The following is a 24,586-nucleotide window of genomic DNA, read 5'->3' on the forward strand; positions in this document are numbered from 1 at the left end:
ACCAGACCCGAGCGGGCGCCGGGCACCGGGCAGCAGACCGGCCGCCAGGCCCCGAGGGTGACCCGACACATAAGGAGTGCGCGGTGACACCGGAGACGACGACGAAACCCGAACCACGCCCCGCGGAACGCGCCGAGCGCGCGCGCCGCCGGCCCGGAGAACTCGGCAGCCTCGACGTGTGGGCGAGGTCCGCCCCCATCCGCCTCGCGGGCTACGAGGACGATCTCGCCGAACCGCACATCCTGCCCAGCGTCGACTGAGCGGCGCAGGCCCCGCAGGTCTCGCCGGACACATGGGCGTACCGGACTCGCACCCATGCCGATCAGGGAAGCGGCGGCCGCCGACCGGCCGCACATCCGGCCCTTCCGGCACCGCATCGCCGCCGGCGAGACCTGCGCCGGGGGCCCGGACACCCCCGAGGGCGAGGCCCGGGCCCTGTGGGCGGACCCCGCCGGCCGCGTCTACGCCGCCGAGGACGACACCGGCACCGTCGTCGCCTTTGCCCACCTCATCCCCCAGACACCCGCGCCGGCGTCCCGGCGGCGGGCACGTCCTGGGCAACGGCCTGCTGGAACGCCCGCCCGCGACCCGGAGGCGCCCCGGACGGACGGCGGGCGGATCGCCGTACGGCTGCGGCCGTTCCAGCCGGTGACCCCGTGGCCGGAGCGGGCCCGACGCCGTCGCCGGGCCCGGTTCACTCCCCGGACCGGGCCCGCAGCCACTCCTCCACCGCGCCGACGTGCGCCGCCGCGGCCGCCCTGGCCGCCTCCGGGTCGCGGGCGGCCAGGGCGCGGTGGATCGCGGCGTGCTCGCGCCGTGTGCGGGCGACGGCGCCCTCGTCCTGGTGACCGCGCCGGACCCGGGCGCGGAAGGTGCGCGAGGACAGGCCGTCCAGGATCGCGGTCATGGTCTCGTTGCCGGCCGCCGCGACGATCTCCCGGTGGAAGGCCAGGTCGTGCGCGAGGATCTCCTCCGGGTCGTCGGTGGCGTCCATCGCCCGCAGGTGCCGCTCCACCCCGGCCAGCTGCTCCGGGGTGATCCGGGCCGCGGCCAGCGCCGTCGCCGCCGACTCCAGGACCCGGCGCACCTCCAGCAGCTCCGCCGTCCGCGCACCGCGCGACAGGTCGGCGACGACACCGAAGGTCTCCAGCAGACCGCCGGCCTCCAGCCGCGTCACGTAGATGCCCGAACCGTGCCGGGCCTCCAGCACGCCCAGCACCGTCAGCGCCCGGATCGCCTCCCGCATGGAACTGCGGGACAGACCCAGCTGGGCCGCGAGATCCCGCTCTGTCGGCAGCCGCTGCCCCGGCTCCAGCAGACCCTCCGCGATCATCGCCTTGATCCGCTCGATGGCGCGCCCGGTCACGGTGCCCTTCCGCGGAGCCGTCTCGTCCACGCCGTTCCTCCAGTTCGCCGGGGTGCGCCGCAGTCTAGCCACCGAAGTGGCCCGACCAATACGAGCCACGGTGCGGGAAGAGGCGCGAAAAATGCGGGAACGGGCTCTGTCCCGTGCCCCAAGTGGTCTGATAAATATGCGAAGTCTGGTCCGCCCAGCCTCCGAGGAGCCGCGTGTCCCCGACCTCCGCCCGCATCACCGCGGTCGACACCTACGACATCCGGTTCCCCACCTCGCGGGAGCTCGACGGCTCCGACGCGATGAACCCGGACCCCGACTACTCCGCCGCCTACGTGGTGCTGCGCACCGACGCGGAGGGGGAGCCGGAGGGGCACGGCTTCGCCTTCACCATCGGGCGCGGCAACGACGTCCAGGTCGCCGCGATCCACGCGCTGCGCCACCACGTGACCGGCCGGTCCGTCGACGAACTGTGCGCCGACCCGGGCACGCTCCACCGGGACCTGGCCGGGGACAGCCAGCTGCGCTGGCTCGGGCCCGAGAAGGGCGTGATGCACATGGCGATCGGCGCGGTCGTCAACGCCGTGTGGGACCTGGCCGCCAAGCGGGCCGGCCTGCCGCTGTGGCGGCTGCTCGCCGAGGCGGACCCCGAGTGGCTGGTCTCCCAGATCGACTTCCGCCACCTCACCGACGCGCTCACACCCGCCGAGGCGCTCGGTATCCTGCGCCGGGGCCGGCAGGGCGCCGCCGAGCGCACCGCCCGGCTCCTGACCACCGGTTACCCGGCGTACACGACCTCGCCCGGCTGGCTCGGCCACGACGACGACAAGCTCACCCGGCTCGCCGCGCAGGCCGTCGCCGACGGATTCCGGCAGATCAAGCTGAAGGTCGGCGCCGACCTCGACGACGACATCCGGCGCTGCCGCGCCGCCCGCGCCGCGATCGGCCCGGACATCCGCATGGCCATCGACGCCAACCAGCGCTGGGACGTCGCCGAGGCGGTGCGCTGGACGAAGGCCCTCGCCGGCTTCGACCCCTACTGGGTCGAGGAACCCACCAGCCCCGACGACATCCTCGGCCACGCCGCCGTACGCCGGGCGGTGGCCCCGGTGAAGGTGGCGACCGGCGAACACGTCCCCAACCGGATCGTCTTCAAGCAGCTCCTCCAGGCCGGCGCCGTCGACGTCGTCCAGATCGACGCGGCCCGTGTCGGCGGCGTCAACGAGAACCTGGCGATCCTGCTGCTCGCCGCCAAGTTCGGCGTGCCCGTCTGCCCGCACGCGGGCGGCGTCGGACTGTGCGAACTCGTCCAGCACCTGTCGATGTTCGACCTCGTCGCCGTCTCCGGCACCACCGAGGACCGCGTCATCGAGTACGTCGACCATCTGCACGACCACTTCCTCGACCCGGTGGTGATCCGCGAGGGCCACTACACGGCACCCACCGCACCGGGCTTCTCGGCCGCCATGCGACCGGAGTCGATCGCCCGGTACACCTACCCCGGCGGCGCCTTCTGGGCGGCCGGCCCCGACCCCGCGGAAGGGCGGACGGCATGAACGACTTCGAAGGGCTCAGGGCCCTGGTGACCGGCGGGGCGTCCGGCATCGGCCGGGCCACCGCCGAACTGCTGGCCGCGCGCGGCGCGCGCGTCGCCGTCCTCGACCTCGATCCCTCACCGGTGCGCGCGCCGCTGCTGCCCCACCGCGCCGACGTCACCGACGACGGCTCGGTGCGCGAGGCGGTCCGCGCCGCGGTCACCGCCCTCGGCGGACTCGACGTCCTGGTCAACAACGCGGGCGTCGGCGCCCGGGGCACCGTCGAGGACAACCCCGACGACGAGTGGCACCGCGTGTACGACGTCAACGTCGTCGGCATCGTCCGCACCACCCGGGCCTGCCTGCCGCACCTGCGCGCCTCCGCCCACGCGGCGATCGTCAACACCTGCTCCGTCGCCGCCACCGCGGGCCTGCCGCAGCGGGCCCTGTACAGCGCGACCAAGGGCGCCGTGCAGGCCCTCACCCTCGCGATGGCCGCCGACCACGTCCACGAGGGCATCCGCGTGAACTGCGTCAACCCCGGCACCGTCGACACCCCGTGGGTCGGCCGTCTGCTGGACGCCGCCGACGACCCGGCCGCCGAACGCGCCGCCCTTCAGGCCCGCCAGCCCACCGGCCGCCTGGTCACGGCGGCGGAGGTCGCCGGCGCCGTCGCCCACCTGGCGAGCCCCCTGTCCGGCGCCACCACCGGAACGTCCCTCGCCGTCGACGGCGGCATGCAGGGCCTGCGCCCGCGCCCGGCGGCCCGGTGAACCGGCTCGGCCGCAGCGGCGTCGGGGTCAGCCCCCTGGGCTTCGGCGCCGCCGCGATCGCCGGCCTGTACACCGAGGTCGGCGAGGAACAGGCGCACGAGGCGGTGCGGGCGGCGTGGCGGCGCGGGGTGCGCTACTTCGACACCGCCCCGCACTACGGCCTCGGCGTCTCCGAACGCCGCCTGGGCGCGGCCCTGCGGGCGTACCCCCGCGAGGCGTACACGGTCTCCACCAAGGTGGGCCGCCGCCTCGAACCCGCCCCCGGCGACGGCGACGACCTCGCCCACGGCTTCGCCGTGCCCGCCACGCACCGCCGCGTGTGGGACTTCAGCGCCGACGGCGTCCTGCGCACCCTGGAGGCCAGCCTGGAACGGCTCGGCCTCGACCGCGTCGACGTCGTCTACCTCCACGACCCCGACGACCACGCCGACCAGGCCCTGCGCGAGGCCTACCCCGCGCTGGAACGGCTCCGCTCCGAGGGCGTGGTCGGGGCGATCGGCGCGGGCATGAACCAGGCCGCGCCGCTGACCCGCTTCGTCCGCGACACCGACGTCGACGTGGTGCTGTGCGCCGGCCGCTACACCCTCCTCGACCAGAGCGCCCTGACCGCCCTGCTGCCCGCCGCCCACGAGCGCGGCACGTCCGTCGTCGTCGGCGGCGCCTTCAACTCCGGCCTGCTGGCCGACCCCGGGCCGGGCGCGACCTACGACTACACGGCGGCGCCGCCCGCGCTGCTGGAACGCGCCCTGCGGCTGAAGACGGTCGCGGCGCGGCACGGCACGAGCCTGCGCGCCGCCGCCCTGGCCTTCTGCGCGGCCCACCCGGCCGTCGCGAGCGTCCTGGCCGGGGCGAGATCGGCCGCCGAGGTGCACGACTGCGCCGACCGGTTCGCGGAGCGCGTGCCCGCCGCGTTCTGGCGGGAGCTGAAGGACACCGGACTGCTGCCGCAGGACGCGCCCGTCCCCGCCGGGGGGACGCCGTGACCGTGGACGCCCACCACCACGTGTGGGACCTGTCCGTCCGCGACCAGGACTGGATCACCGGGCCCGCCCTGCGCCCCCTGCGCCGCGACTTCACGATGCGGCACCTCGAACCCGAGGCCCGCGCCGCCGGGGTCGACCGCACCGTCGTCGTGCAGACGGTCACCGTCGCGGACGAGACGCCCGAGCTGCTGGCCCTGGCCGCCCGGCACGACCTGATCGCGGGCGTCGTCGGCTGGACCGACCTCACCCGCCCCGACGTCGCCGACGAGCTCGCCCGGCTCCGCGAGCTACCCGGCGGCCGCTTCCTCAAGGGCGTCCGCCACCAGGTCCAGGGCGAGCCCGACCCGGAGTGGCTGCTGCGCCCGGACGTCCTGCGGGGCCTGGCCGCCGTGGCCGACGCCGGGCTGGTCCACGACCTCGTCGTCCTCCCGCACCAGCTGCCCGCCTGCATCCGGGCCGCCGCCGCACTGCCCGGACTGACCTTCGTCCTCGACCACCTCGGCAAACCGCCCATCTCCTCCGGCGCCCTCGAACCCTGGGCCACCCACCTGCGGGAACTGGCCACGCTCCCCAACACGGCCGCCAAGTTCTCCGGCCTGGTCACCGAGGCCGACCCCGCCCTGTGGGGAAGCCGCGCCTGGCCCCTCGCCCCGCTGCGCCCCTACTGGGAGACGGCGCTGCACGCCTTCGGGCCCGGCAGGCTGATGTTCGGCTCCGACTGGCCCGTGTGCACCCTCGCCGCCACCTACACCCAGGTCGCCCACCTGGCCGAGGCCCTCGCCGCGGACCTGGACCCGGACGACACCGACCGGCTCCTCGGGACCACCGCCGCCCGCGTCTACGGCCTGTGAGCCGGCCCCGCCAGCCGGGTCGGCGGCAGGAACTCCCGCACGTACGTCCGCTCCCAGCAGGCCCCCGTCTCCCGCAGCTCGCGCCAGGTCGTGTACCGGTAGCGGAACAGCCGGGCGCGGACGAAACGCGGCGGCGCGTCCGGCGGGAACGGCGAGCGGCGCAGCAGTTTCAGCGTCGCCCGGTCGTTCTCCAGCAGCCGTTCCACGAAGGTGCCGAACCACGGCCCGGCGTACGCGGGCGACAGCGCCGCGAACCACATCAGCCAGTCCAGCCGCAGATGGTACGGCGCGAACTGGCGCGGCCAGCGCCGCGGGTCACCGGGCTTGCCCTTGAACTCGTACTCCCGCCAGTCCCCGTCCTCGCGGGCCGTCTCGTCGGCGGTGCCCTCGACCACCACCTCGTGGCGGACGCGGCTGACGCTGCCGAAGGCGCCGTAGGTGTTGACCAGGTACAGCGGGTCGAAGGACCGGTTCATCACCTGGCGCCGGGAGAGCATGTTGAGGACCGGCCGGTGGCTGAGGAAGAGCAGCAGCGCCGCCACCGCGAGGACCACGGCCACGTACCACAGCGGGGTGTCCGGCACGGACGGCGGATAGGCCGGGAAGCGGATCGCCGACAGGGCCAGCACGATGGTGATCCAGTTCAGCCAGGCGAAGTTGCCCGACAGCACCAGCCACAGCTGGGTGGCGATCATCAGCGCCGCGGCGGCGCTCGCGACGGGCTGCGGCGTGAACAGCAGGAAGGGCACCGCCAGCTGCGTGACGTGGTTCGCCGCCACCTCCACCCGGTGCAGCGGCCTGGGCAGGTGGTGGAAGAACCAGCTCAGCGGCCCCGGCATCGGCTGGGTCTCGTGATGGTGGTCCAGGCAGGTCAGCTTCCGCCAGCACTCGTCGCCGCGCATCTTGATCAGGCCCGCCCCGAACTCGACGCGGAACAGCAGCCAGCGCAGCAGGAACAGCACCACGACCGGCGGCGCCACCTCGTCGTTGCCGAGGAAGACCGCGAGGAACCCGGTCTCCAGCAGCAGCGACTCCCAGCCGAACGAGTACCAGGTCTGCCCGACGTTGACCACGGACAGGTACAGCGCCCACGGCACCAGCCACAGCAGCATCGCCCCCCACAGCGGCAGCAGCGAGTCCAGCCCCGCCACCAGCGCCGCCGACACCGCGCAGCCCGCCCAGGCGCACCCCGCGAAGAAGCGGTCCGAGTAGCGCAGCTGGAACAGGCTCGGCGCCCGTCTGAAAGGCACCCGTGCCACGAACCGGGGCACCGGCAGCATGCCGCGCTCGCCGATCAGCGCGCGGAACTGCAGGGCCGCGGTCAGGAAGGCGACCAGATAGACGACGGCCAGCGCCCGCTGGAAGACCAGCCGGCTCAGCCAGTAGTCCGGTGCGGTGAACCACTCCACGGCTCGTGCTCCTCTCCTGCCCCGGCACCGGGTACCCGCGGGCCCGCCGTTCCGCACGACGTCCGGACGACCGCCCGGAAGCGGACAACAGAAATGAATAAGTCGAATAATCGGGCAAATCCTGGCAAGGTGGGGCGCATGGTTGATCGGGGAGCGAGCGCCCTGTCACTCCCGGACGACTGGCCCGCCCACCCGGACCCGATCCTGGCGCTCAACCGCATGGGGAGCTTCGACTGGGACCTGGACACCGGTCTGTTCCACATGGACGCCCAGGCGCACGAGGTGTTCGACCTGCGCCCCGACGAGTACGACGGGCGCCCCGAGTCGCTGTCCCTCCGCGTGCCGAGGTCGGAGGGCACCCGCATGGACGCCCTGGTCGCCCAGGCCATGAAGGACGGCAGCGAGAACTACGGCACCTACTTCCGCGTGCGCCGCCGCGACGGCACCCTGCGCTGGGCCCACACCCAGGGCTACATCCGCCGCGACGAGTCCGGCCGGCCCCGCCGCATCATCGGCATCGTCCGCGACGCCACCCAGGAGATCGAGGACATCGGGACCCGCCGGGAACAGGCCGACCTGGACGAGGCCCGCCGGCAGCAGACCAGCGTCGTGCAGCGCACCACGGCCGCCCTCGCCCACGCCCGCACCGTCGACGACGTCATCGACGCCCTCAAGGACACCCAGGGCCTCACCCACCTGGGCGCCACCAGCGTCGTCATGGGCCTCGTGGAGGCCGACCGCATCCTCCTGGTCGCCGAGGGACCCGACAGCGGCTACCTCCACGGCACCCGCGTCACCCGGACCGACGAGGACGACCCCATGAGCGAGGCCGTCCGCACCCTCAGCCCCCGCTTCGTCGAGTCGCCGCAAGAGTTCGCGGAACGCTACCCGGTCCTGTGGCCGCACCTGACCGGCCTGGACATCACCGCGGCGGCCTATCTGCCGCTGATCGCCCAGGCCCAGCCGATCGGCGTCATCGGACTGCTCTACAGCGACCGCCACGGGTTCTCGCCGGAGGACCGCAACGTGCTCGTCGCCCTCGGCAGCAGCGTCGCGCAGAGCCTGCAGCGGGCCATGCTCTACGAGCAGGAGATGGACCTCGCCGAGGGCCTGCAGCAGGCCATGCTGCCGCGCACCATCCCCAGCGTCCCCGGCTGCGACATCGCCGTCCGCTACCGCGCGGCCACCATCGGCGGCACCCTCGGCCGCGACATCGGCGGCGACTGGTACGACCTGATCCCGCTGCCCGGCGGACGGGTCGGCGCCGTCATCGGCGACGTCCAGGGCCACGACGCGCACGCCGCCGCCGTCATGGGCCAGCTCCGCATCGTGCTGCGCGCCTACGCCGCCGAGGGCCATCCCCCGGCCACCGTGATGGCCCGCGCCTCGGTCTTCCTCCACGAACTCGACACCGACCGCTTCGCGACCTGCCTGTACGCGGAGGCCGACCTGACCACCGGAGTCGTCCAGGTGGTCCGCGCCGGACACCTCGACCCGCTGCTGCGGCTCGGCGACGGCAGCTGCCGCCGCGTCCCCGTGGAGGGCGGGCTGCCGCTCGGCCTGTCCGCCGAGTTCGGCGGACTCGCCTACCCGGTCGGCACCCTCGAGCTGGACCCCGGCAGCACCCTGCTCCTGTGCACCGACGGCCTGGTCGAGGAACCCGGCGCCGACCTCGACGACGGACTGCGCGCCCTCACCGAGCTGGTCGCCGCCGGCCCGCAGGACGTGCGGGAACTCGCCGACCGGCTGATCGAGACGGCCGAGGAACGCGGCGGCGACGACGACGTGGCCCTGCTCGTGCTGCGCCGCCGGGGTCTGGACACGCCCAGGATCGGCGGCCGGGTCCGCCGGCGCGTCGCGCCGGGGGAACCCGAGGCCCTCGCCGAGGCCCGGCGCACGATCCGCGACGCGGCCCGCGTCTGGGGCGACGAGGACCACGCCGACGCGATCGAGCTGGTCGCCGACGAGCTGGTGACCAACGCCCTCATGCACACCGAGGGCTCCGCGGTCGTCACCCTGAGGTTCCTCACCGGCACCGACCGCCGGCTGCGCGTCGAGGTCGAGGACGCCTCCAGCGCCCTGCCGCGCCGCCGGGACTCCGGGGACTCCAGCGTCTCGGGGCGGGGCCTGGCCCTCGTCGACGTGCTCGCCGACGAATGGGGCGTGGAGGCGCGCGGCGGCGGCAAGTGCGTGTGGACGGAGTTCGTGATGCCCCACGACTGACGCCGTACGAGCCGGCCGGGCGCTCCCGTGCTCCGCGTCCCGCGTGGCCCCGGGGCGGCTAGAAGAGATGGATGGCGAGATGGCCGAGCGGCAGCCCCAGCTGCCAGGCCGGCGTCCACACCTTCGGCCCCTCGTCCTCCCCGGTGCCCGGCACGCCCCCGGGCACCGCGTTCAGGTCCGGCGCGAGCAGTTCGGTCTCCCGCAGCCAGCGCCAGGCCGCCCGGGCCAGTTCCAGGTCGGGGGAGGGCCGGCCGCCGGCGTCGGCCGTGGCCTCGGCCAGCCGCTCTCCCACCCACTCGTGCCACGGCTGGTCGTAGGCGGTCAGGGACAGCCAGGTCTCCAGGTGGGTGACGACCCGGACGCCGCCGAGCTCGCCCTCGGTGTCGGACAGGAAGACGGTCAGCGCCAGCGCATCCCGTCCGGCGCGGAACTCGAAGGACGTCGGCGGCATCAGGTCGCCGGTCCGCAGCAGTTCGTCGGCGATGTACTCGGCGTACAACCACGCCATGGGGACGGTCAGTTCGTCTCCGCCGGCGCCGTCCGTGCTCTCGTGACCTCTGTGCAGCATCCCTTCCTGCCTTCCTCCGGTGCGTGCGCGTCGCCCGACCCGGGTCGTGGGTCCCCGTCCGGAACACGGATGAGGACAGCCGATTACTCAACCGGGGTCCACGGCAAGGCGCTTTACGGAGGCTTGACCAAGCGGACGGTTTCACCGCAGGTCGGCGGTGTAACCCGGTAGAACCTTGCGCAGGGCGCGCAGCGCGTAGTACGCGCGGGACTTCACGGTACCGGGCGGGATGCCGAGGGCGGTCGCGGCTTCCGCCACACTCGCCCCCTGGAAGTACACGAGCACCAGGACGTCACGGTGCTCCGGCGTGAGTGTCTTCACAGCCTCGCGCACATCGAGGGCCGCGGCGGCCCGTTCGGCGTGGTCGGCGCAGACGGGCGCGTTCTCCAGCGCCGCGTCGCCGACCTCCGCGGGCCTCGCCCGCCGGGCCCGGCGCGCGTCGATCGCGAGCCGCCGGGCCACGGTGAGCAGCCAGGGCCGTACCGAGTCGAAGCCGTCGGCGCGCAGCGCCTCGGGGTGCTGCCAGGCGCGTACCAGGGTCTCCTGCACGAGGTCCTCGGCGCGCTGGCGGTCGCCGTCGCTGAGCCGCAGCAGCAGCGAGAAGAGCGGCCGGCCGTGCTCGCGCTGCAGTGCGGCGAGCTCGTGCTCGGCGGTCGTCGCGTCGGGGAGGGCGGTTCCGGCCGTCATGGCCGTATGGCATCGCAGGGTCCCGCGGGACGACAGGGCGCGCGCACGGGTCTGCGACGGACGGTCGCCCCGCGTCGACGAACGGTCCGACGAACGGTCGGCGTGCCCCCTGGCGGCCGTTCGCGCCCGCCGGACGGGCTAATGGGCGTGTCGGAGCCGCCCGGCGCACCGGCCGACTCCTTACCTGTTTGTAGGTAAATGTGATTTTTCCTCGCGTATGCGACCCCCCACCCCAGCGGAGTGAACGGATGATCACACGCAGTCGGCAGGTGGCCCTGGCCCTGACCGCCCTCCTCACCGCGGGCGCGGCCTGCCAGGCCCGCGACCACGAGCCGCCGGCCCGCCCGGCCCCCGCCCCGTCCGCGACGCAGAGCGGGGCCTTCACCCTGGTCGCCTCCGGTGACGTCCTGCCGCACGACTCGATCATCGAGCGGGCGCGCTTCGACGCGGGCGGCACCGGCTACGACTTCCGCCCCATGCTCGCCGGCGCGAAACCCGTGGTCTCGCGCGCCGACCTCGCCCTGTGCCACATGGAGACGGTGTACGGCGCGAACGGCGACTACAGCGGCTACCCGACCTTCCAGTCCCCGCCCGAGGTGGCCGAGGGCCTGGCCGCGACCGGCTACGACGGCTGCTCCACGGCCTCCAACCACACCTTCGACGACGGTGCGGACGGCATCCGCCGCACCCTGGACGCCCTCGACCGCGCCGGCGTGCGGCACGCCGGTTCGGCCCGCACCGAGGAGGAGGCCGACGCCACGACGATGCTGCGCGCGGGCGCGGCCCGGGTCGCCCACCTCGCCTACACCTTCGACACCAACGGCCGCCCGGCGCCCCCGGGACAGCCGTGGGCCGTCCGGCTGATCGACGAGGAGCGGATCGTCACGGACGCGCGGGCCGCGCGCGGGGCGGGCGCGGACGTCGTCGTCGTGTCCCTGCACTGGGGCACCGAATGGCAGGACGAGCCCGACGAGGAACAGCTCACCCTGGCCCGGAGCCTGACCGCCGCCCGCACCGGCGACCGCCCCGACATCGATCTGATCCTCGGCACCCACGCCCACGTCCCACAGGCGTACGAGAAGGTCAACGGCACCTGGGTGGTCTACGGCATGGGCGACCAGATCGCCGGCGAGATGATCAACGACGAGGGGGTCCGCGATCCGCGGGGCAACCAGTCGAGCATCGGCCGCTTCACCTTCGCGCCGCCGGCCCGCCCCGGCGAGCGCTGGCGGGTGACGAAGGCCGAGTTCGTCCCCCAGCTCTTCGACGTGGACGCCGGCCGGGTGGTGAACCTCAACCGGGCGCTGAAGCAGGGCGCCGACGTGCGCGCCGTGCGCGACCGCATCAGGGACGTGGTGCTCGGCCGGGGCGCGGCCCAGGACGGGCTGGTGATGGGGGAGTAGGGGGAGCTTCCGGGCTGCCGCCGGAACACGGCCGCCCGGTCCACCCCGGGCCGCCGCCGGGTCAGTCGTCGCCGACGTGGTCGAGGGCGTGCAGCATCTCGCCGAGCACCCGCAGACAGGCCGCCACGTCCTCGTGGGTGAGCGCGCCGCCGACCGTGCGCAGCGCGGCGTGCTCCCGGCCGAGGATCCCGGTGATCGTGCTCCGTCCCGCGTCGGTGAGCCGGATCAGCGGGGAGCGGCGGTGGGCGGGGTTCGGGACGCTCTCCACCAGGTCGCGGGCAGCCGCGTCGTTCACCATGCGCTGCACGAACTGGCGGCTGATCGCCTGCGCCCGGCCCATCTGCGGCACGGTCATCGGCCCGCCCCGGTGCAGCAGGGCCAGCACGGCGCGGACGCCGACGGACACGCCCTCGCCGGCCAGGCCCTGCTCGACGCTGCGCTGGGCACGCCGGTACAGGGGGCCGACCAGGTCGTAGACCTCGGTCAGGCGGTGGGCGAGTTCGTCCGGCGGGAGGGGTGCGGCGGTGTCGTCCATCCCGTCATCATGACACCCTGGTTGCCATTTCTCTGCCGAGATGACAACTTGGTTGTCATGATTGCTGTTTCGGACCTGTGTTTCTTCGCCTCAGCCGACGGCGACCTCGCCTACCGTGACACCGGCACGGGCGACCCGGTCGTGCTGCTGCACCCCGGATTCGCCGACCACCGGGTCTTCGACGCCCAGACACCGGCCCTGGCCGCCGCTCACCGCGTCATCGCCCCCGACGTCCGCGGCCACGGCGCCTCGGCCAACGCGACCCGGCCCTTCCGCTGGGCCGACGACCTGGCCGCCCTGCTGCGCCACCTCGACGCGGGCCCCGCGGTGCTGGTCGGCGTCTCGATGGGCGGGGCCATCGCGACCGACACCGCGCTGGAGTACCCGGAGCTGGTCCGCGCGATCGTCGTGTGCGGCGCGGCCACCAGCGAGTTCCGTTACACCGACCCCTGGGCCACGGGAGTGCAGGCCGAGCAGGCGGCCGCCCTGGCCGCCGGCGACGTCGAGCGCTGGCTGGCGGCCTTCCTGCGCTTCCTGCCCGGCGAGCACCGGACCGCCGAGGACGTCGACCCGGACATCCTCCGCAGGCTGCGGGAGATGGTCCTCGGCACCCTCTCCAAGCACACGCCGGACGAGGAGAACCTCCACGTGCCGCTGACCGGCACCTGGGCCCGCCTCCCGGAGATCGGCGTCCCGGTCCTCACCGTCAACGGCGCCCTCGACACCCCGGACCTCATCGCGGAGGCCGAACGGCTCGCGCGCACCGTCCCCGACGGCCGCTCCGTCACCGTCGAGGGCACCGCCCACTACCCGAACATGGAACGGCCCGGGGAGTTCAACCGGATCGTGCTCGACTTCCTGCGCGGCCTCTAACGGCCCGCCAGCTCCGACCTGCGGTACGAGTACCCGAAGTACACCACCAGGCCGACCAGGAACCACACGGCGAACCGCGACCAGGTCTGCCACTGCAGGAACGTGATCAGCCAGATCGAGAAGACGATCCCCAGCGCCGGCACGAACGGCATGAACGGCGTGCGGAAGGTGCGCGGCAGCTCCGGCTGCCGGTACCGCAGCACGATCACCGCCGCGCACACCACCACGAACGCCAGCAGGATGCCGATGTTGGTCAGCTCGGCCGCCTCGCCGATCGGCAGGAACCCGGCGATGGCGGCCGACGCGACCCCGACGATCCAGGTCACCCGGGTCGGCACGTGCCGCGTCGGATGCGTCCTGGCGAACCACTTGGGCAGCAGCCCGTCCCGGCTCATGCTGAACCACACCCGCGTGACGCCCAGCATGAACGTGAACATCACGGTGAGGATGCCGATGATGGCGCCCACCGCGATGACGTCGGCCAGCGCACCGAGCCCCACCGACTTGAAAGCCGTCGAGAAGCCGCTCTCCGGGTCGATCTCCTTGTAGTTCTGCATGCCGGTCAGCACCAGGCAGGCCGCCACGTACAGCACCATCGAGATGACCAGCGAGTAGACGATCGCCTTCGGCATGTGCCGCTGGGCGTCCTTCGACTCCTCGGCCGCCGTCGACATGGCGTCGTAGCCGAAGACCGCGAAGAACACCGTCGCCGCGCCCGTGAACGCGCCGCCGACCCCGAACGGGAAGAACGGCTGGTAGTTCGAGGTGCTGATGTGGAAGACGCCGACGCCGACCACCACCAGCACCACCAGCACCTTCAGCACGACCACGACCATCTCGAAGCGGGCCGCGTTCTTGATGCCGAGTGTCAGCAGGTAGGCGATCAGCAGGCACAGCAACGCCGCGAACAGGTCGACCTTGTGCCCGTCCCCGGTGCCCGGTGCTCCCAGCATCCAGTTCGGCAGGTCGGCCCCCATCTCGCCGACCAGGAAGCTGAAGTAGCCGGAGATGCCGATCGCGACCACCGCCACGATCGCCGTGTACTCCAGCAGCAGGTCCCAGCCGATGAACCAGCCGACCAGCTCGCCGAGGACCGCGTAGCCGTACGTGTACGCCGAGCCGGCCTTCGGGATCAGCCCGGCGAACTCGGCGTAGGACAGCGCCGCCGCCGCGCTCGCGACGCCCGCGATGAGGAAGGAGATCAGGACCGCCGGGCCCGCGGTGCCGTTGGCGACGGTGCCGGCCAGCGTGAAGATGCCGGCACCGATGATGCCGCCCACGCCGATGGCCGTCAGCTGCCACAGCCCCAGCGACCGCACCAGGCCGGTGCCCTCCCCGGCCTCCGTCTCCTCGATCTGCTCGATGGGTTTGCGTCGGAGAACGCCCGTGCCCATACGGAATCCGGCCATGCGCCCCACCTCTTCGTGGTCGGCAGAAGACTGACGGTGGATCATGATGGCTCACTCATGCCCCCGACGGACGGCACGACGCACACCCGGGACCGGCCGGACACACCGGACGGCGGCGCTACGGCACCACGGTCACCGGCCAGCGTCCCGCCTTCACCAGCCGCACCGCCACCGAGCCGACGATCCGGTGCCCGGCCTGCTCGGAGGCGCCGACCACCACGGCGTCCGCCCGCAGCTCGTCGGCGGCCTTCACCAGGCCGTTGTAGGGATCGCCCCGGAAGGTGTGGAACTCCCAGCGCACGTCGAACACCCCCTTGGCGTGCTCGGCCGCCTCCCGGATCCGGGCCACCAGGTCCTCGGCGATCTCGTCGGTCGTGTCCGCCACCGGCGCCCCGAGCGCCGCCCCCGCCGCCAGCACCGGCTGCACGTACACCACGGCGAGCAGCGCGTGCTGCCGCCGGGCCAGACCGCCGGCGTAGGCGGCCGCGCGGAGCGAGGAGTCGGAGCCGTCCACCCCGACCACGATGACCTTCGGCCCGTCCGTGCCCCGCTCGAACCGGTGGGAGTGCTGTCGCGTCACGCGGCGAGGCTATCGGACCCCGCCGGCCGGCCCGGACCCCGGCCGCCCGTCCCGCGGCCGGGCGGCCCCGCCCGGCGGGCCGCTGGTCCGGCCGGGTGGTTCCGTGCCGCCGCGCCGGTGTCGTTCAGCGGCGCCGGTCCGCGGCCGGGCGACTGATGAGTCATGAAGAAGGATCACTTGCTCACGCGGCGCCGTGCCCTGCTCGCCGGAGCCGCGGCGGTCGGAGCGGCCGGCACGGCCACGGTGTTCGCGGTGGGCCGGGACCCCGGTGCGGCCCGGCCGGCCGCCCCCGCGCCGGGCGCCCCGGGGCGCCGCCCGCAGGCGCCCTCCGCCTACCGCCTCCAGCCCCTGACCGGATACGGAACGCCCCGCGCGGCCCCCCGTACGCCGCCCGTGCGCAGCGAGCCCATCCTGCGCGTGTCGGGGCGGGGCCGCGTCATGATGCTCACCTTCGACGACGGACCCGACCCCCGCTACACCCCCGAGATCCTCGACACCCTGGCCGAGCACGACGTGCGCGCGACGTTCTTCGTGTGCGGGGAGATGGCCGAGTGGAACAGGGACCTGCTGTCCCGGATGGCCGACGAGGGGCACGTGGTCGGCAACCACACCTGGTCGCACCCCCTGCTGACCACACTCACCCGGCGCCGCATCCGCTCCGAGATGGAACGCACCAGCGAGATCGTCGAGAAGGCCTACGGCGAACCGCCCCGCTGGTTCCGCGCGCCCTACGGGGCGTGGAACCGCGCCGCCTTCCAGCTCGGCGCCGAGCTCGGCATGGAACCCCTCGCCTGGACCGTCGACACCCTCGACTGGACCACCCCCGGCACCGCCACCATCGTCGACCGGGTCGAGGGCGGCGCCGCCCCCGGTGTCGTGGTGCTCGCGCACGACGCCGGGGGCGACCGCTCGCAGACCGTCCGCGCCCTGCGTTCCTACCTGCCGCACCTGCTGGACTCCGGCTACCACCTCACCGTCCCCCGGCGGCAGTACCTGTGAGCAGCGCCTGTGACACGCGCGGCGGCCCGCCCGGCCGGGGGAACGCTCAGCGGACCCCGGTCAGGCGGGCGAAGGCGACGACGTTCCCCTCGTAGCCGTTCTGCTCGGTGAAGTCGCCGCCGCACGTGATGACCCGCAGCTCGGGGGCGCCCTTGGAGGCGTAGACGCGGTCGGCGGGGAAGTCGTCGTTCTCGAAGACCTCGACGCCGTAGATCTCGAACACCGCCGTCTTCCCGTCCTGGCGGGACACCTCGACCCTGTTCCCCTTCTTCAGGGCACCGAGCCCGTAGAAGACGGCCGGGCCCTGCTGGTTGTCGACGTGGCCGACCACCACCGCGGTGCCCTTCTCGCCCGGGGAGACGGCGCCGGTGAACCAGCCGGCCAGATTCGGGTCCTCCGGCGGCGGGGCGCCGACCCAGCCGTCCGCGTCCAGACCGACCGGCATGATCGGCGCGTCGACCTGGATGGCGGGGATCATGACCCGGTCGGGGACGGCGTACGCCAGCGGGGCGGGACCCGCCGCCGGGTCCCGGACCTCGGCGACGCGCGTGTCCGAGGCGGCGGCGGACGCGGGCTGCGGCGGACCCTCGTCGAACTCCCCGGAGCCGTTGCGGATGAGTGCGAGCCCGGTCAGCAGCACCAGCGCTATCACGCCCCAGGGAGCGCGTCTCCTCCGCCGCGCCTCCTCTTCGGCCAGCTCCTCGGATCCGTACATTCGCCATCCCCTCTCGGCACGGCCGTCGCCGTGTCGTCCGCGCATACGAGCACGCTAAGCGCGGCGCATCCGGGCGGCGACGGGGCGCATGCGAACGGGTGGCCCGTGCCCGTCGCGGTGAGCCATCCGGGACATCCCCGGCAGGAAACTTCTGACGGTCCGTGACCTGCGGCGATGCCTGTCCGCGGGTTCCCGCCCGGCAGAGCCGCTCACCAGGACGGACCATCGCCGAAATGCGGTGCGGGGCACGGCAACTGAGGGTCTTTCTGGGAGACGCTTTCTCGCCGATCGACCGGGGACGGGTCCCGGGGCGTCTTCCGCGGAGGATGACATGCGCAACTCTCGTGCCCTGGCGGCCGCGGGTGCCGCGGTCGCTGTCCTGGGACTGGCCGCTCCCGCGGCCACCGCGGGCGGGGACCACAACACGCCGAGCAACATCGTCGCCATGCCCAGTGTCATCGCACGCGGCGGCCAGCTGACCGTCACGGTCGACGGCTGCCCGCAGGGCGGCACGATGACCTCGGACGCCTTCGGCCGGGCCCACCTGACCCCGGTCAGGGGCGCCAACGAGACCTCCAAGGGCACCGCCACCATCAGGCGCGACGCCCGGCCCGGGTCCTACGACATCACGGTCAACTGCTCGGGCAGGACACTGACCCGTCCGGCCGCCTTCACCGTCATCGGCGGTGTCCGCGGCGGTGTCGGCGGCAGCAGCTCCACCGGGGCGACGCCCACGGACGTCGCGATCGGCGGCGGTCTCGTGGCCGCGGCCGTGGCCGGCGGCGGCCTGTTCTGGATGCGCCGCCGGGCCGAGCGCCGCATCTGACCCCGTCCGCGCCGGGACCGCCGGGGCTCCGCCTTCGGGGGGCGGGTCCGGGGCCCCGGCGGCTCGCGGGACGGTGGTGCGCGAGACCGGCCCGCCCCCCGTGCGCCCGCCGCAGCGCACGTCGCCACAGGGCTTTGCCCCGGACCCGGCGGCGGATTCTCGGGGTCCGGGGCAAAGCCCTGTGGAGCGGAGACGTCAGGCGTCCTTCCCGCCGGAGCGGTGGCGCGACAGGTGGTACGCCGCCCCGACCGTGCCCGCGACGAGCACGACGCCGAGCCCGGTCGTCTTCAGGTCGAACCCGGCGATGCTGCCGCCCTCACCGGCGTGCACCCCCTTGTGCGGCACGGTGCCGGGGCGGTGCGGGTGGCCGCCGGCGATGGTCAGACGCGTGGTGCCCGTCCTCCCCTCACAGGTGAACGACACCTGGTAGGCCGCGCCGGGCCGGGCGTCCCGGTCGATCACCGCCTGCGCCGAGAAGTGCCTGCGCGGGATGGTGACCGTGTCGAACACCGCGGACGCGACCGTCACCCGGCCCCGGCACCGGCCGTCGGAGCGGTCCACGTGCAGAGTGACCGTGCCGCCCGCCGCTACGGTGGCGGGCCGGACGTCGAAACCGAACGGCGTGGTGCCCACGGCCGCCCCGGCCGGTACACAGGAAGCGAGGGCGGCGACGCCGAGCAGCGCGGTCGAGGCGGCGGATATCGCACGCATGGTGAGTCCTCCGGGTCCCGAGGAGCAGCTGCGGACCGGTTCCGCTCGCACCTGGAATGCACCTCGATGCCGAAAACGCTAGGAAGCCCCGTTCACGGACGCGATCGCAGTCGCGCGAACGGGGCACGGCGTGTGGGCCGCCCGGGCGACGCCGTCCCGGCGGACGGGGGACGGTGCCGGCGTGCCGACGCGCCGGTGGGCACCCCCCCCGTGCACGCGTGCCGGGACGGCCCGCGGCGGGCGTCAGCCCTTGACGCCCGGGAAGAGACTCAGGAACGGATCCGTCGAGGCCGAGACCCCACGGCCGTAGGGCGCGTCGAAGTCCCAGATCAGGAAGAGGATGAAGGCGATCAGCGCGGAGAACAGCCCGGCGAGGACCAGTTCGCGCGAGGTGCGCTGGATCTGCAGGGCGAAGACCATCCCGATGGTGATGACGGCGCCGGCGACGAGCCCGAACCACACCACGCCCGGCATCGTCGCCCCGGTCGAGCCCGCGCGGGCGGCGCGGGCCTGGTCCGCCAGGGCCACCTGGTCGACGAGCGGCTGGTACGCCTGGGCCTCGAAGTCGGTCCTCGGTTCGTAGTCGGTGACGTCCGCGCGGACCCGGTCGAGGAGTTCGGTGCCCCGCTCGGTGACCCGGCCTTCGTCGGCCATGGTCTTCCACTCGGCGTTCACGACGTGTCCGACATAGGCGTTGACATCCTCCCGGATGCGGTCACGGACCTCGGGCGGATAGACCCGGACGCGCTCGGAGATCTCGTGCAGCGCCACCGCCTCCGTCTGCACGTGGTCCTGGGCGGCGCTGCGCGCCTCCCACACCCCGGCGATGGCCAGACCGAGGACGATGGCGTACACGACACCGATCCACATGGTCATGTACTCGATGACGTCCGGGGTCTCGGTGGTGTCCTCGTCGTCGGGCGCGGTGCGGTGCCGCAGCAGGGTGATGACGACCACGACGGCGCAGGCGGCCAGCATCGCGAGGATGAGAACAAGCCATTCCGGCAAGGGAAGCCTCCAGGGATCAGCGCGCGCGCAGCGCGGCGACGGCCACCACGGCGGGCACCGTGACGAGCAGGACGAAGACCAGGGGTGAGGTGACTCCGCGCGAGGACCGCTGCTGCACCCGGGCGGTGCGGTGGCGCGGGTAGTGCACGGGGGTGAGCGACGGACGGGGGGCCGCAGTGGCGGACGGGGCCGGTGCGGACGGAGCCGGGCGGGGCGGTGCCGGCACCGGCGTGGGGCTCGGTGTCGGTGTCGGTGTCGGTGCGGGAGTCGGTGTCGGTGCCGGTGGTGCCGGCACCGGGGGCGGTGCGGGTGGCGGTTCGGGGTTCGGGGCGGGGGGTGGCGGAGGCTTCGGCGCGGGCGGTGCCGGTGGGGGCGTCGGCTTCGGTGGCGGGGGCTTCGGCGCGGGCGGTGCCGGGGGCGGCGTCGGCGTGGGCCGTGGGCACGGCGGGAAGTCGGGCCAGGGGGCGTCCCCGGCGACCGCCACCGCGTCGGTGCCGTCCGGGCCGGTCGAGGCGTACGCGCAGGCGTCGGCCTGCGCCGGGCCGGCCGGTGCGCCGGCGAGCGCGAACGCCAGTGTCACCAGGGCCAACACCCGCCCGGCGAAGGCGGATCGGGTCGGTTCGGGTCCATGCACGACGTGATCATCCGGCCTTGCGCACGGGACCACGCGGGGTAAGCGGCGGATTGCCCCGAAGGAGGGAACGGGGCGGTCGCGCGGTTTGACCGGCGGCCGGCCGGTGCCGCGACGGCATCCGCCTTCGCGGGTGGCAGAGGGGCGGCGTCAGCAACGATCTGGAAAGCGACGGTACTTGGCGCGCCGTCGTGCCCGGCGGGCAGCCGGCCGGTGCGTTTGGGAAGCGGCAACTCCCCTTTCCGCGGCCGCTCCCCGCCCGCCCCGGGCGGCGGCGGACCCGTCTCCGTCCGCGTACCGCGACGCGCTCCGGCACCCGGCACGTGCCGCGGGCAGTGACCGGGAACGGCCGGTCCGCCCCGGCCCGGGCTCGCCCCTCCGGCCGGTGATCAGTAGCCTCGGCTCGAACACCGGATCGCCCGAGCCTTGGAGAGACAGATGGAGCGCCCTGTCCGGGCCCCACGGAGCATCGACATCTCGGTGCCGAGCGTGTCCCGCATCCACGACTTCTACCTGGGCGGTTCGCACAACTTCGAGGCCGACCGCGAAGCGGCCCGCAGGGCGATGGAGTTCATGCCGGGTCTCCCCGGGATCGTGCGGGCGAACCGGGCGTTCCTGCGCCGCGCGGTGCGTTTCGCGGCCGGGGAGGGCATCGGCCAGTTCCTCGACATCGGCTCCGGCATCCCCGCCTTCGGCACCGTCCACGAGGCGGCCCGCGCGGCGCGGCCCGGTGCCCGTGTGGTGTACGTCGACCACGATCCGGTGGCGGTCGCGCACAGCCGGGCGGTCCTCGCGGGCGACGAGGACGCGGACGCCGTCGCCGCCGACCTGCTCGAGCCGCAGGCGATCCTCTCCAGTCCGCAGGTGGAGCGGCTCATCGACCTGAATCGTCCGGTGGCCCTGCTGCTCGTTGCCATACTGCACTTCGTGGAAGACGCGGACGACCCCTACGCGGCGGTGGCCGAGCTGAGCGGCGCGCTCGCGCCCGGCAGTCTGCTCGTGCTGACGCACGCCTCCTGCGAGGGGATCCCGCTGCCGGCCGATCGGGCGGGCGGCGCGGTGGAGGTGTACAAGGACATCCGCAATCCGCTGATCATGCGTTCGCGTGAGGACATCGCGCGGTTCTTCGAGGGGTACGACATGGTGGAACCCGGCCTGGTCCCGATGCCGCGCTGGCGGCCCGAGTCGGCGCCGGAGGACGAGGACCCGTACGCCTTCTCCGGTTTCGCGGGCGTGGGGCGTACGGCGTGAGCGCGGAGCCGGGCGGGGCGCAGGACAGACTCCGCCGTTTCGCGACGATCTGGAGCCGGGCGGTGTTCCCGGTGACCTCGACGTCGTCGACGCGGGCCGAGTTCGAGGAGGAACTGGTGCCGCTGGCCCGCCGGTTGCGCGAGCTGCTGCACGCCCGGAGCCTCGACGCGGACGAGGCGAAGACGGTCGGCGCGGCCCTCGTCGACGCGCACTGCACCGACCCCGACGCCCTCGCCCGCACGCTGGACTGCGTGGACGCCTATCTGGTGCTGTACTGCGGCGAGGACGGCGACCCGGAGGACCTGCGGGCGCGTTCGGCACGGCTGCAGCACGCCATGGCGGCCGGGTTCGCCGAGGCGCTGCGCGAACGGACGCTGGCCGAACAGCAGGCCATCGCCCAGGCCGCCCTGACCGCGCAGGGCGTGGTGGCCGAGGCCCTGCACGCCAGCGAGGCACGTTTCCGCGCGGTGTTCGAGGGTGCCGCCATAGGCATCGGCATCGCCGGCCTCGACGGCACCGTCCTGCAGGTCAACGGGGCGCTGGCGCGGATGTTCGGCCTGCCCGACCCGGCGCTGCGCGGCCGCAACGTCCGGGAGTGGACCCACCCCGACGACGCGCCCCAGACCTGGCGGCTCTACGAGGAGCTGGTGCGCGGCGAACGCGAGGCCTACCACTGCGAGAAGGCCTTCTACCGGCCCGACGGCACGGTCCTGTGGACCAACCTCACCGTCTCCCTGCTGCGCGACGCCGACGGCACCCCGCAGTACCAGCTGGCGCTGATGGAGGACACCACCGAGCGCCGGCTGCTCCATCTGCGGCTGCGCTACGAGGCCACCCACGACGCGCTGACCGGGCTGCCCAACCGCAGCTTCTTCTTCGAGCGCCTGGAGAAGGCCCTCGGCGCGGGGCCGGGCCGGCGGTTCGGCCTGTGCTATCTCGACCTCGACGGTTTCAAGACCGTCAACGACAGCCTCGGCCACGCCGCCGGCGACCGGCTGCTGGTGGAGGTCGCCGACCGGCTGCAGTCCTGCGCCACCGCGCCCGGCGAGATGGTCGCCCGGCTCGGCGGCGACGAGTTCGTGGCGCTGACCACCGGCACGGACACCCGGCACGAGGTGGACGAGCTCGCCGGGCGCATCATGAACGCGCTGCTCGCCCCCATCAGCATCGACGGCCGTGAACTGACCGTGCGCGGCAGCATCGGCATCGTCGAGGGACCGGCCGGGGAACACAGCCCGGCGGAGGTGCTGCGCAGCGCCGACATCACCATGTACCGGGCCAAGTCGGCGGGCGGCAACCGCTTCGAGTTCGCCGACCCCGAGGCCGACGCCCGCGTCATCACCCGGCACGGGCTGACGACCGCGCTGCCGGCGGCGCTGGAGCGGGGCGAGTTCTTCATCGAGTACCAGCCGCTGGTGCACCTCGGCGACGGCAGTGTGCGCGGCGCCGAGGCGCTGGTGCGCTGGCTGCACCCGCAGCACGGGGTGCTCGGCCCGGACCGCTTCATCCCGCTCGCCGAGCACACCGGGCTGATCGTGCCGCTGGGCCGCTGGGTGCTGGAGCAGTCCGTACGGCAGGCCCGCGTGTGGCGGGAGCGGTACGGCGGGACGACCACCGCGGGCCCGCTGCGCATCAACGTCAACCTCTCGCCCTGCCAGCTCACCCACCCCGGGCTGGTCCAGGACACCGTCGAGATCCTGGAACGGACCGGTGTCGCGCCCGACGCGCTCTGCCTGGAGGTGACGGAGTCCGCGCTGATCGGCGCCGACGACGACCTGCTGAAGCCGCTGCGGCGGCTGGCCGAGATGGGTGTGGACATCGCCCTGGACGACTTCGGCACCGGCTACTCCAACCTCGCCAACCTGCGCCGGCTGCCGGTGAGCGTCCTCAAGCTGGACCGTTCCTTCACCCAGAGCATGCAGCGGTTCCCGGCGGACCCCGTCGACCTCAAGATCGTCGAGGGGATCGTCGCCCTGGCCCACAGCCTGGACCTCACCGTCACCGTGGAGGGCGTGGAGACCGGAGCCCAGGCCGAGCAGCTGCGCATCCTGGGCTGCGACACGGCCCAGGGCTGGTACTACGCCCGTCCGGGCCCGCCGGACCGCCTGCACGAGCTGGCGCTGGTCGACGCCACGGCGTGACCGTCTCCCCGGCGTCCTGTCCCGGGCGCCGGGGGAGCGCTCCGCCAGGGGCGCGGGAACCGCGCGCTCAGCCATGGCCGACCCGCATCCGGACGAACGCCGCATCCCCGCGCCGCGGCCGGGGCCCGGCCCGCCCCGGAGGGACAGTCACCGCTCGAGCAGCATCCGCTGCAGCTCCCGTGCCGCCCGCGGCGGGGCCACGTCGCTGCGGTGGGCCAGGGCGATGGTGCGGTGCAGGCCCGGGCGGGCCAGCGGGGTGACCCGCAGCCCGCGCCCCGACCGGGCCGCCACCATCCGGGGGACGACCGCCACGCCCAGCCCCGCCCGCACGAACCCCAGCACCGCGTCCATCTCCCCGCCCTCCACCGCGAAGTCCGGTTCGAAGCCCTCCGCGCGGCACGCGGCCACGGTCAGCTCCCGCAGGTCGTACCCGTGCCGGAACATCACCAGCCGCTCGCCCTCCAGGTCGGCGATCCGCACCGTGCGCCGCCCGCCGCCCGGCCGGGGCGCCTCCGGCGACGACACCACCACCAGGTCCTCCCGCAGCAGCTCCACCGTGGTCAGCGCCGGCGACGCGGTGGGCAGCGGCAGGACCACCAGCGCCAGGTCGAGCGCGCCGCGGGCCAGCTCCCGCACCAGGTCGTGCGAGCCGCTCTCCTCGATCAGCAGCCGGACACCGGGATAGCGGTCGTGGAAGGCGCGCAGCACGTCGGGCAGCAGCCCCGTGCACAGGCTCGGCGTGGCGCCCAGCCGGACCCGGCCCCGGCGCAGCTGCACCAGCTCCAGCACCTCGTGCCGGGCGGTGTCGGCGTCGGCCAGGATCCGCCGGGCCAGCGGCAGCAGCGCCTCGCCGGCGTCGGTGAGCGTGATGTTGCCCCGCGCCCGCAGGAAGAGGTCGGCGCCCAGCTCCCGCTCCAGCGCCCTGATCTGCTGCGACAGCGAGGGCTGCGCCACGTGCACGGACTCCGCGGCCCGGGTGAAGTGACGGGTCTCGGCGACCGCCACGAAGTACTGGAGCTGCTGGAACTGCATGCCGCAAGCTTACGCCGGCGATAGGCGTTCCCTATGGAATCGAGCCGGACCATGTCTTGGACCGATGAGGCGTGTTCCCCGTAGCGTCT

At 74.0% G+C, this 24,586-nt stretch carries 24 protein-coding genes; 12 read left to right on the forward strand and 12 right to left on the reverse strand.

Annotated features, from left to right (window positions below; translation table 11 throughout):
• Window positions 1-83 precede the first annotated feature (83 nt).
• Window positions 84-260, forward strand: a complete 177-nt coding sequence (locus ACFYOJ_RS15515; protein WP_356558106.1) for a hypothetical protein — start codon at window positions 84-86, stop codon at window positions 258-260.
• A 434-nt stretch (window positions 261-694) separates the two neighbouring features.
• On the opposite strand, the gene ACFYOJ_RS15520 is transcribed toward ACFYOJ_RS15515, so the two are convergent.
• Window positions 695-1,396 (reverse strand): FCD domain-containing protein, encoded by a 702-nt coding sequence (locus ACFYOJ_RS15520; RefSeq protein WP_356558107.1) that lies wholly within the window; start codon window positions 1,394-1,396, stop codon window positions 695-697.
• A gap of 173 nt (window positions 1,397-1,569) precedes the next feature.
• On the opposite strand from ACFYOJ_RS15520, the gene ACFYOJ_RS15525 reads away from it, so the two are divergent.
• Genes ACFYOJ_RS15525 through ACFYOJ_RS15540 form a run of 4 tightly spaced genes read left to right on the forward strand, consistent with a single transcriptional unit; the run spans window position 1,570 to window position 5,496 of the window.
• The gene (locus tag ACFYOJ_RS15525; RefSeq protein WP_356558108.1) at window positions 1,570-2,910 is read left to right on the forward strand and encodes an enolase C-terminal domain-like protein; all 1,341 of its coding nucleotides are present in this window, start codon (window positions 1,570-1,572) and stop codon (window positions 2,908-2,910) included.
• Window positions 2,907-3,662, forward strand: a complete 756-nt coding sequence (locus tag ACFYOJ_RS15530; RefSeq protein ID WP_356558109.1) for an SDR family oxidoreductase — start codon at window positions 2,907-2,909, stop codon at window positions 3,660-3,662. The genes ACFYOJ_RS15525 and ACFYOJ_RS15530 overlap by 4 nt, the downstream gene beginning before the upstream one ends.
• Complete coding sequence (locus ACFYOJ_RS15535; RefSeq protein ID WP_356558110.1) at window positions 3,659-4,645, forward strand: aldo/keto reductase; 987 nt, start codon at window positions 3,659-3,661, stop codon at window positions 4,643-4,645. Before ACFYOJ_RS15530 ends, ACFYOJ_RS15535 begins: the two co-directional genes overlap by 4 nt.
• Entirely contained in the window at window positions 4,642-5,496 is an 855-nt protein-coding gene (locus ACFYOJ_RS15540; RefSeq protein WP_356558111.1) for an amidohydrolase family protein, read from the forward strand. Before ACFYOJ_RS15535 ends, ACFYOJ_RS15540 begins: the two co-directional genes overlap by 4 nt.
• On the opposite strand, the gene ACFYOJ_RS15545 is transcribed toward ACFYOJ_RS15540, so the two are convergent.
• Window positions 5,484-6,905: a lipase maturation factor family protein gene (locus tag ACFYOJ_RS15545; RefSeq protein ID WP_356558112.1), complete on the reverse strand. Its 1,422-nt coding sequence runs from the start codon at window positions 6,903-6,905 to the stop codon at window positions 5,484-5,486. The genes ACFYOJ_RS15540 and ACFYOJ_RS15545 overlap by 13 nt on opposite strands.
• Before the next feature lie 138 nt (window positions 6,906-7,043).
• Between ACFYOJ_RS15545 and ACFYOJ_RS15550 the strand changes: the two genes are divergently transcribed.
• Entirely contained in the window at window positions 7,044-9,128 is a 2,085-nt protein-coding gene (locus ACFYOJ_RS15550) for a SpoIIE family protein phosphatase (protein WP_356558113.1), read from the forward strand.
• Between the two features lie 58 nt (window positions 9,129-9,186).
• Here the strand turns inward: ACFYOJ_RS15550 and ACFYOJ_RS15555 are convergent, their stop codons facing one another.
• Together ACFYOJ_RS15555 and ACFYOJ_RS15560 are read right to left on the reverse strand one after the other, a co-directional pair.
• On the reverse strand, window positions 9,187-9,696 hold the full coding sequence (locus tag ACFYOJ_RS15555; RefSeq protein ID WP_356558114.1) for a hypothetical protein: 510 nt from the start codon (window positions 9,694-9,696) through the stop codon (window positions 9,187-9,189).
• Window positions 9,697-9,837: 141 nt separating this feature from the next.
• On the reverse strand, window positions 9,838-10,383 hold the full coding sequence (locus tag ACFYOJ_RS15560; protein WP_356558115.1) for a sigma-70 family RNA polymerase sigma factor: 546 nt from the start codon (window positions 10,381-10,383) through the stop codon (window positions 9,838-9,840).
• A gap of 248 nt (window positions 10,384-10,631) precedes the next feature.
• Between ACFYOJ_RS15560 and ACFYOJ_RS15565 the strand changes: the two genes are divergently transcribed.
• Complete coding sequence (locus ACFYOJ_RS15565) at window positions 10,632-11,786, forward strand: CapA family protein (RefSeq protein WP_356558116.1); 1,155 nt, start codon at window positions 10,632-10,634, stop codon at window positions 11,784-11,786.
• Between the two features lie 61 nt (window positions 11,787-11,847).
• Here the strand turns inward: ACFYOJ_RS15565 and ACFYOJ_RS15570 are convergent, their stop codons facing one another.
• Window positions 11,848-12,321, reverse strand: coding sequence for a MarR family winged helix-turn-helix transcriptional regulator (locus ACFYOJ_RS15570; protein ID WP_356558117.1), 474 nt, complete (start codon window positions 12,319-12,321; stop codon window positions 11,848-11,850).
• 57 nt (window positions 12,322-12,378) lie between these two features.
• On the opposite strand from ACFYOJ_RS15570, the gene ACFYOJ_RS15575 reads away from it, so the two are divergent.
• Window positions 12,379-13,194: an alpha/beta hydrolase gene (locus tag ACFYOJ_RS15575; RefSeq protein WP_356558118.1), complete on the forward strand. Its 816-nt coding sequence runs from the start codon at window positions 12,379-12,381 to the stop codon at window positions 13,192-13,194.
• Here the strand turns inward: ACFYOJ_RS15575 and ACFYOJ_RS15580 are convergent.
• Both ACFYOJ_RS15580 and ACFYOJ_RS15585 read right to left on the reverse strand, forming a co-directional pair.
• Window positions 13,191-14,603, reverse strand: coding sequence for an amino acid permease (locus ACFYOJ_RS15580; RefSeq protein WP_356558119.1), 1,413 nt, complete (start codon window positions 14,601-14,603; stop codon window positions 13,191-13,193). The two genes, ACFYOJ_RS15575 and ACFYOJ_RS15580, sit on opposite strands and share 4 nt — an antisense overlap.
• A gap of 118 nt (window positions 14,604-14,721) precedes the next feature.
• On the reverse strand, window positions 14,722-15,183 hold the full coding sequence (locus tag ACFYOJ_RS15585; RefSeq protein WP_356558120.1) for a universal stress protein: 462 nt from the start codon (window positions 15,181-15,183) through the stop codon (window positions 14,722-14,724).
• 162 nt (window positions 15,184-15,345) lie between these two features.
• On the opposite strand from ACFYOJ_RS15585, the gene ACFYOJ_RS15590 reads away from it, so the two are divergent.
• Window positions 15,346-16,182 (forward strand): polysaccharide deacetylase family protein, encoded by an 837-nt coding sequence (locus tag ACFYOJ_RS15590; RefSeq protein WP_356558121.1) that lies wholly within the window; start codon window positions 15,346-15,348, stop codon window positions 16,180-16,182.
• Between the two features lie 46 nt (window positions 16,183-16,228).
• Here the strand turns inward: ACFYOJ_RS15590 and ACFYOJ_RS15595 are convergent, their stop codons facing one another.
• Entirely contained in the window at window positions 16,229-16,897 is a 669-nt protein-coding gene (locus ACFYOJ_RS15595; protein ID WP_356558122.1) for a class F sortase, read from the reverse strand.
• A 331-nt stretch (window positions 16,898-17,228) separates the two neighbouring features.
• On the opposite strand from ACFYOJ_RS15595, the gene ACFYOJ_RS15600 reads away from it, so the two are divergent.
• Window positions 17,229-17,723, forward strand: a complete 495-nt coding sequence (locus ACFYOJ_RS15600; RefSeq protein WP_356558123.1) for a hypothetical protein — start codon at window positions 17,229-17,231, stop codon at window positions 17,721-17,723.
• A gap of 195 nt (window positions 17,724-17,918) precedes the next feature.
• On the opposite strand, the gene ACFYOJ_RS15605 is transcribed toward ACFYOJ_RS15600, so the two are convergent.
• From ACFYOJ_RS15605 to ACFYOJ_RS15615, 3 genes are all read right to left on the reverse strand, one after another.
• The gene (locus ACFYOJ_RS15605) at window positions 17,919-18,434 is read right to left on the reverse strand and encodes a hypothetical protein (protein WP_356558124.1); all 516 of its coding nucleotides are present in this window, start codon (window positions 18,432-18,434) and stop codon (window positions 17,919-17,921) included.
• A 243-nt stretch (window positions 18,435-18,677) separates the two neighbouring features.
• The gene (locus ACFYOJ_RS15610; protein ID WP_356558125.1) at window positions 18,678-19,442 is read right to left on the reverse strand and encodes a DUF4239 domain-containing protein; all 765 of its coding nucleotides are present in this window, start codon (window positions 19,440-19,442) and stop codon (window positions 18,678-18,680) included.
• Window positions 19,443-19,458: 16 nt separating this feature from the next.
• The gene (locus ACFYOJ_RS15615) at window positions 19,459-19,590 is read right to left on the reverse strand and encodes a hypothetical protein (RefSeq protein ID WP_356558126.1); all 132 of its coding nucleotides are present in this window, start codon (window positions 19,588-19,590) and stop codon (window positions 19,459-19,461) included.
• 921 nt (window positions 19,591-20,511) lie between these two features.
• Between ACFYOJ_RS15615 and ACFYOJ_RS15620 the strand changes: the two genes are divergently transcribed.
• Together ACFYOJ_RS15620 and ACFYOJ_RS15625 are read left to right on the forward strand one after the other, a co-directional pair.
• Entirely contained in the window at window positions 20,512-21,324 is an 813-nt protein-coding gene (locus ACFYOJ_RS15620) for an SAM-dependent methyltransferase (protein WP_356558127.1), read from the forward strand.
• Entirely contained in the window at window positions 21,321-23,465 is a 2,145-nt protein-coding gene (locus tag ACFYOJ_RS15625) for an EAL domain-containing protein (RefSeq protein ID WP_356558128.1), read from the forward strand. The genes ACFYOJ_RS15620 and ACFYOJ_RS15625 overlap by 4 nt, the downstream gene beginning before the upstream one ends.
• Before the next feature lie 147 nt (window positions 23,466-23,612).
• On the opposite strand, the gene ACFYOJ_RS15630 is transcribed toward ACFYOJ_RS15625, so the two are convergent.
• Entirely contained in the window at window positions 23,613-24,497 is an 885-nt protein-coding gene (locus ACFYOJ_RS15630) for a LysR substrate-binding domain-containing protein (protein ID WP_356558129.1), read from the reverse strand.
• Window positions 24,498-24,586: the final 89 nt, after the last annotated feature.

The organism is Streptomyces sp. NPDC006384 (assembly GCF_042870695.1).
GTDB lineage: Bacteria > Actinomycetota > Actinomycetes > Streptomycetales > Streptomycetaceae > Streptomyces.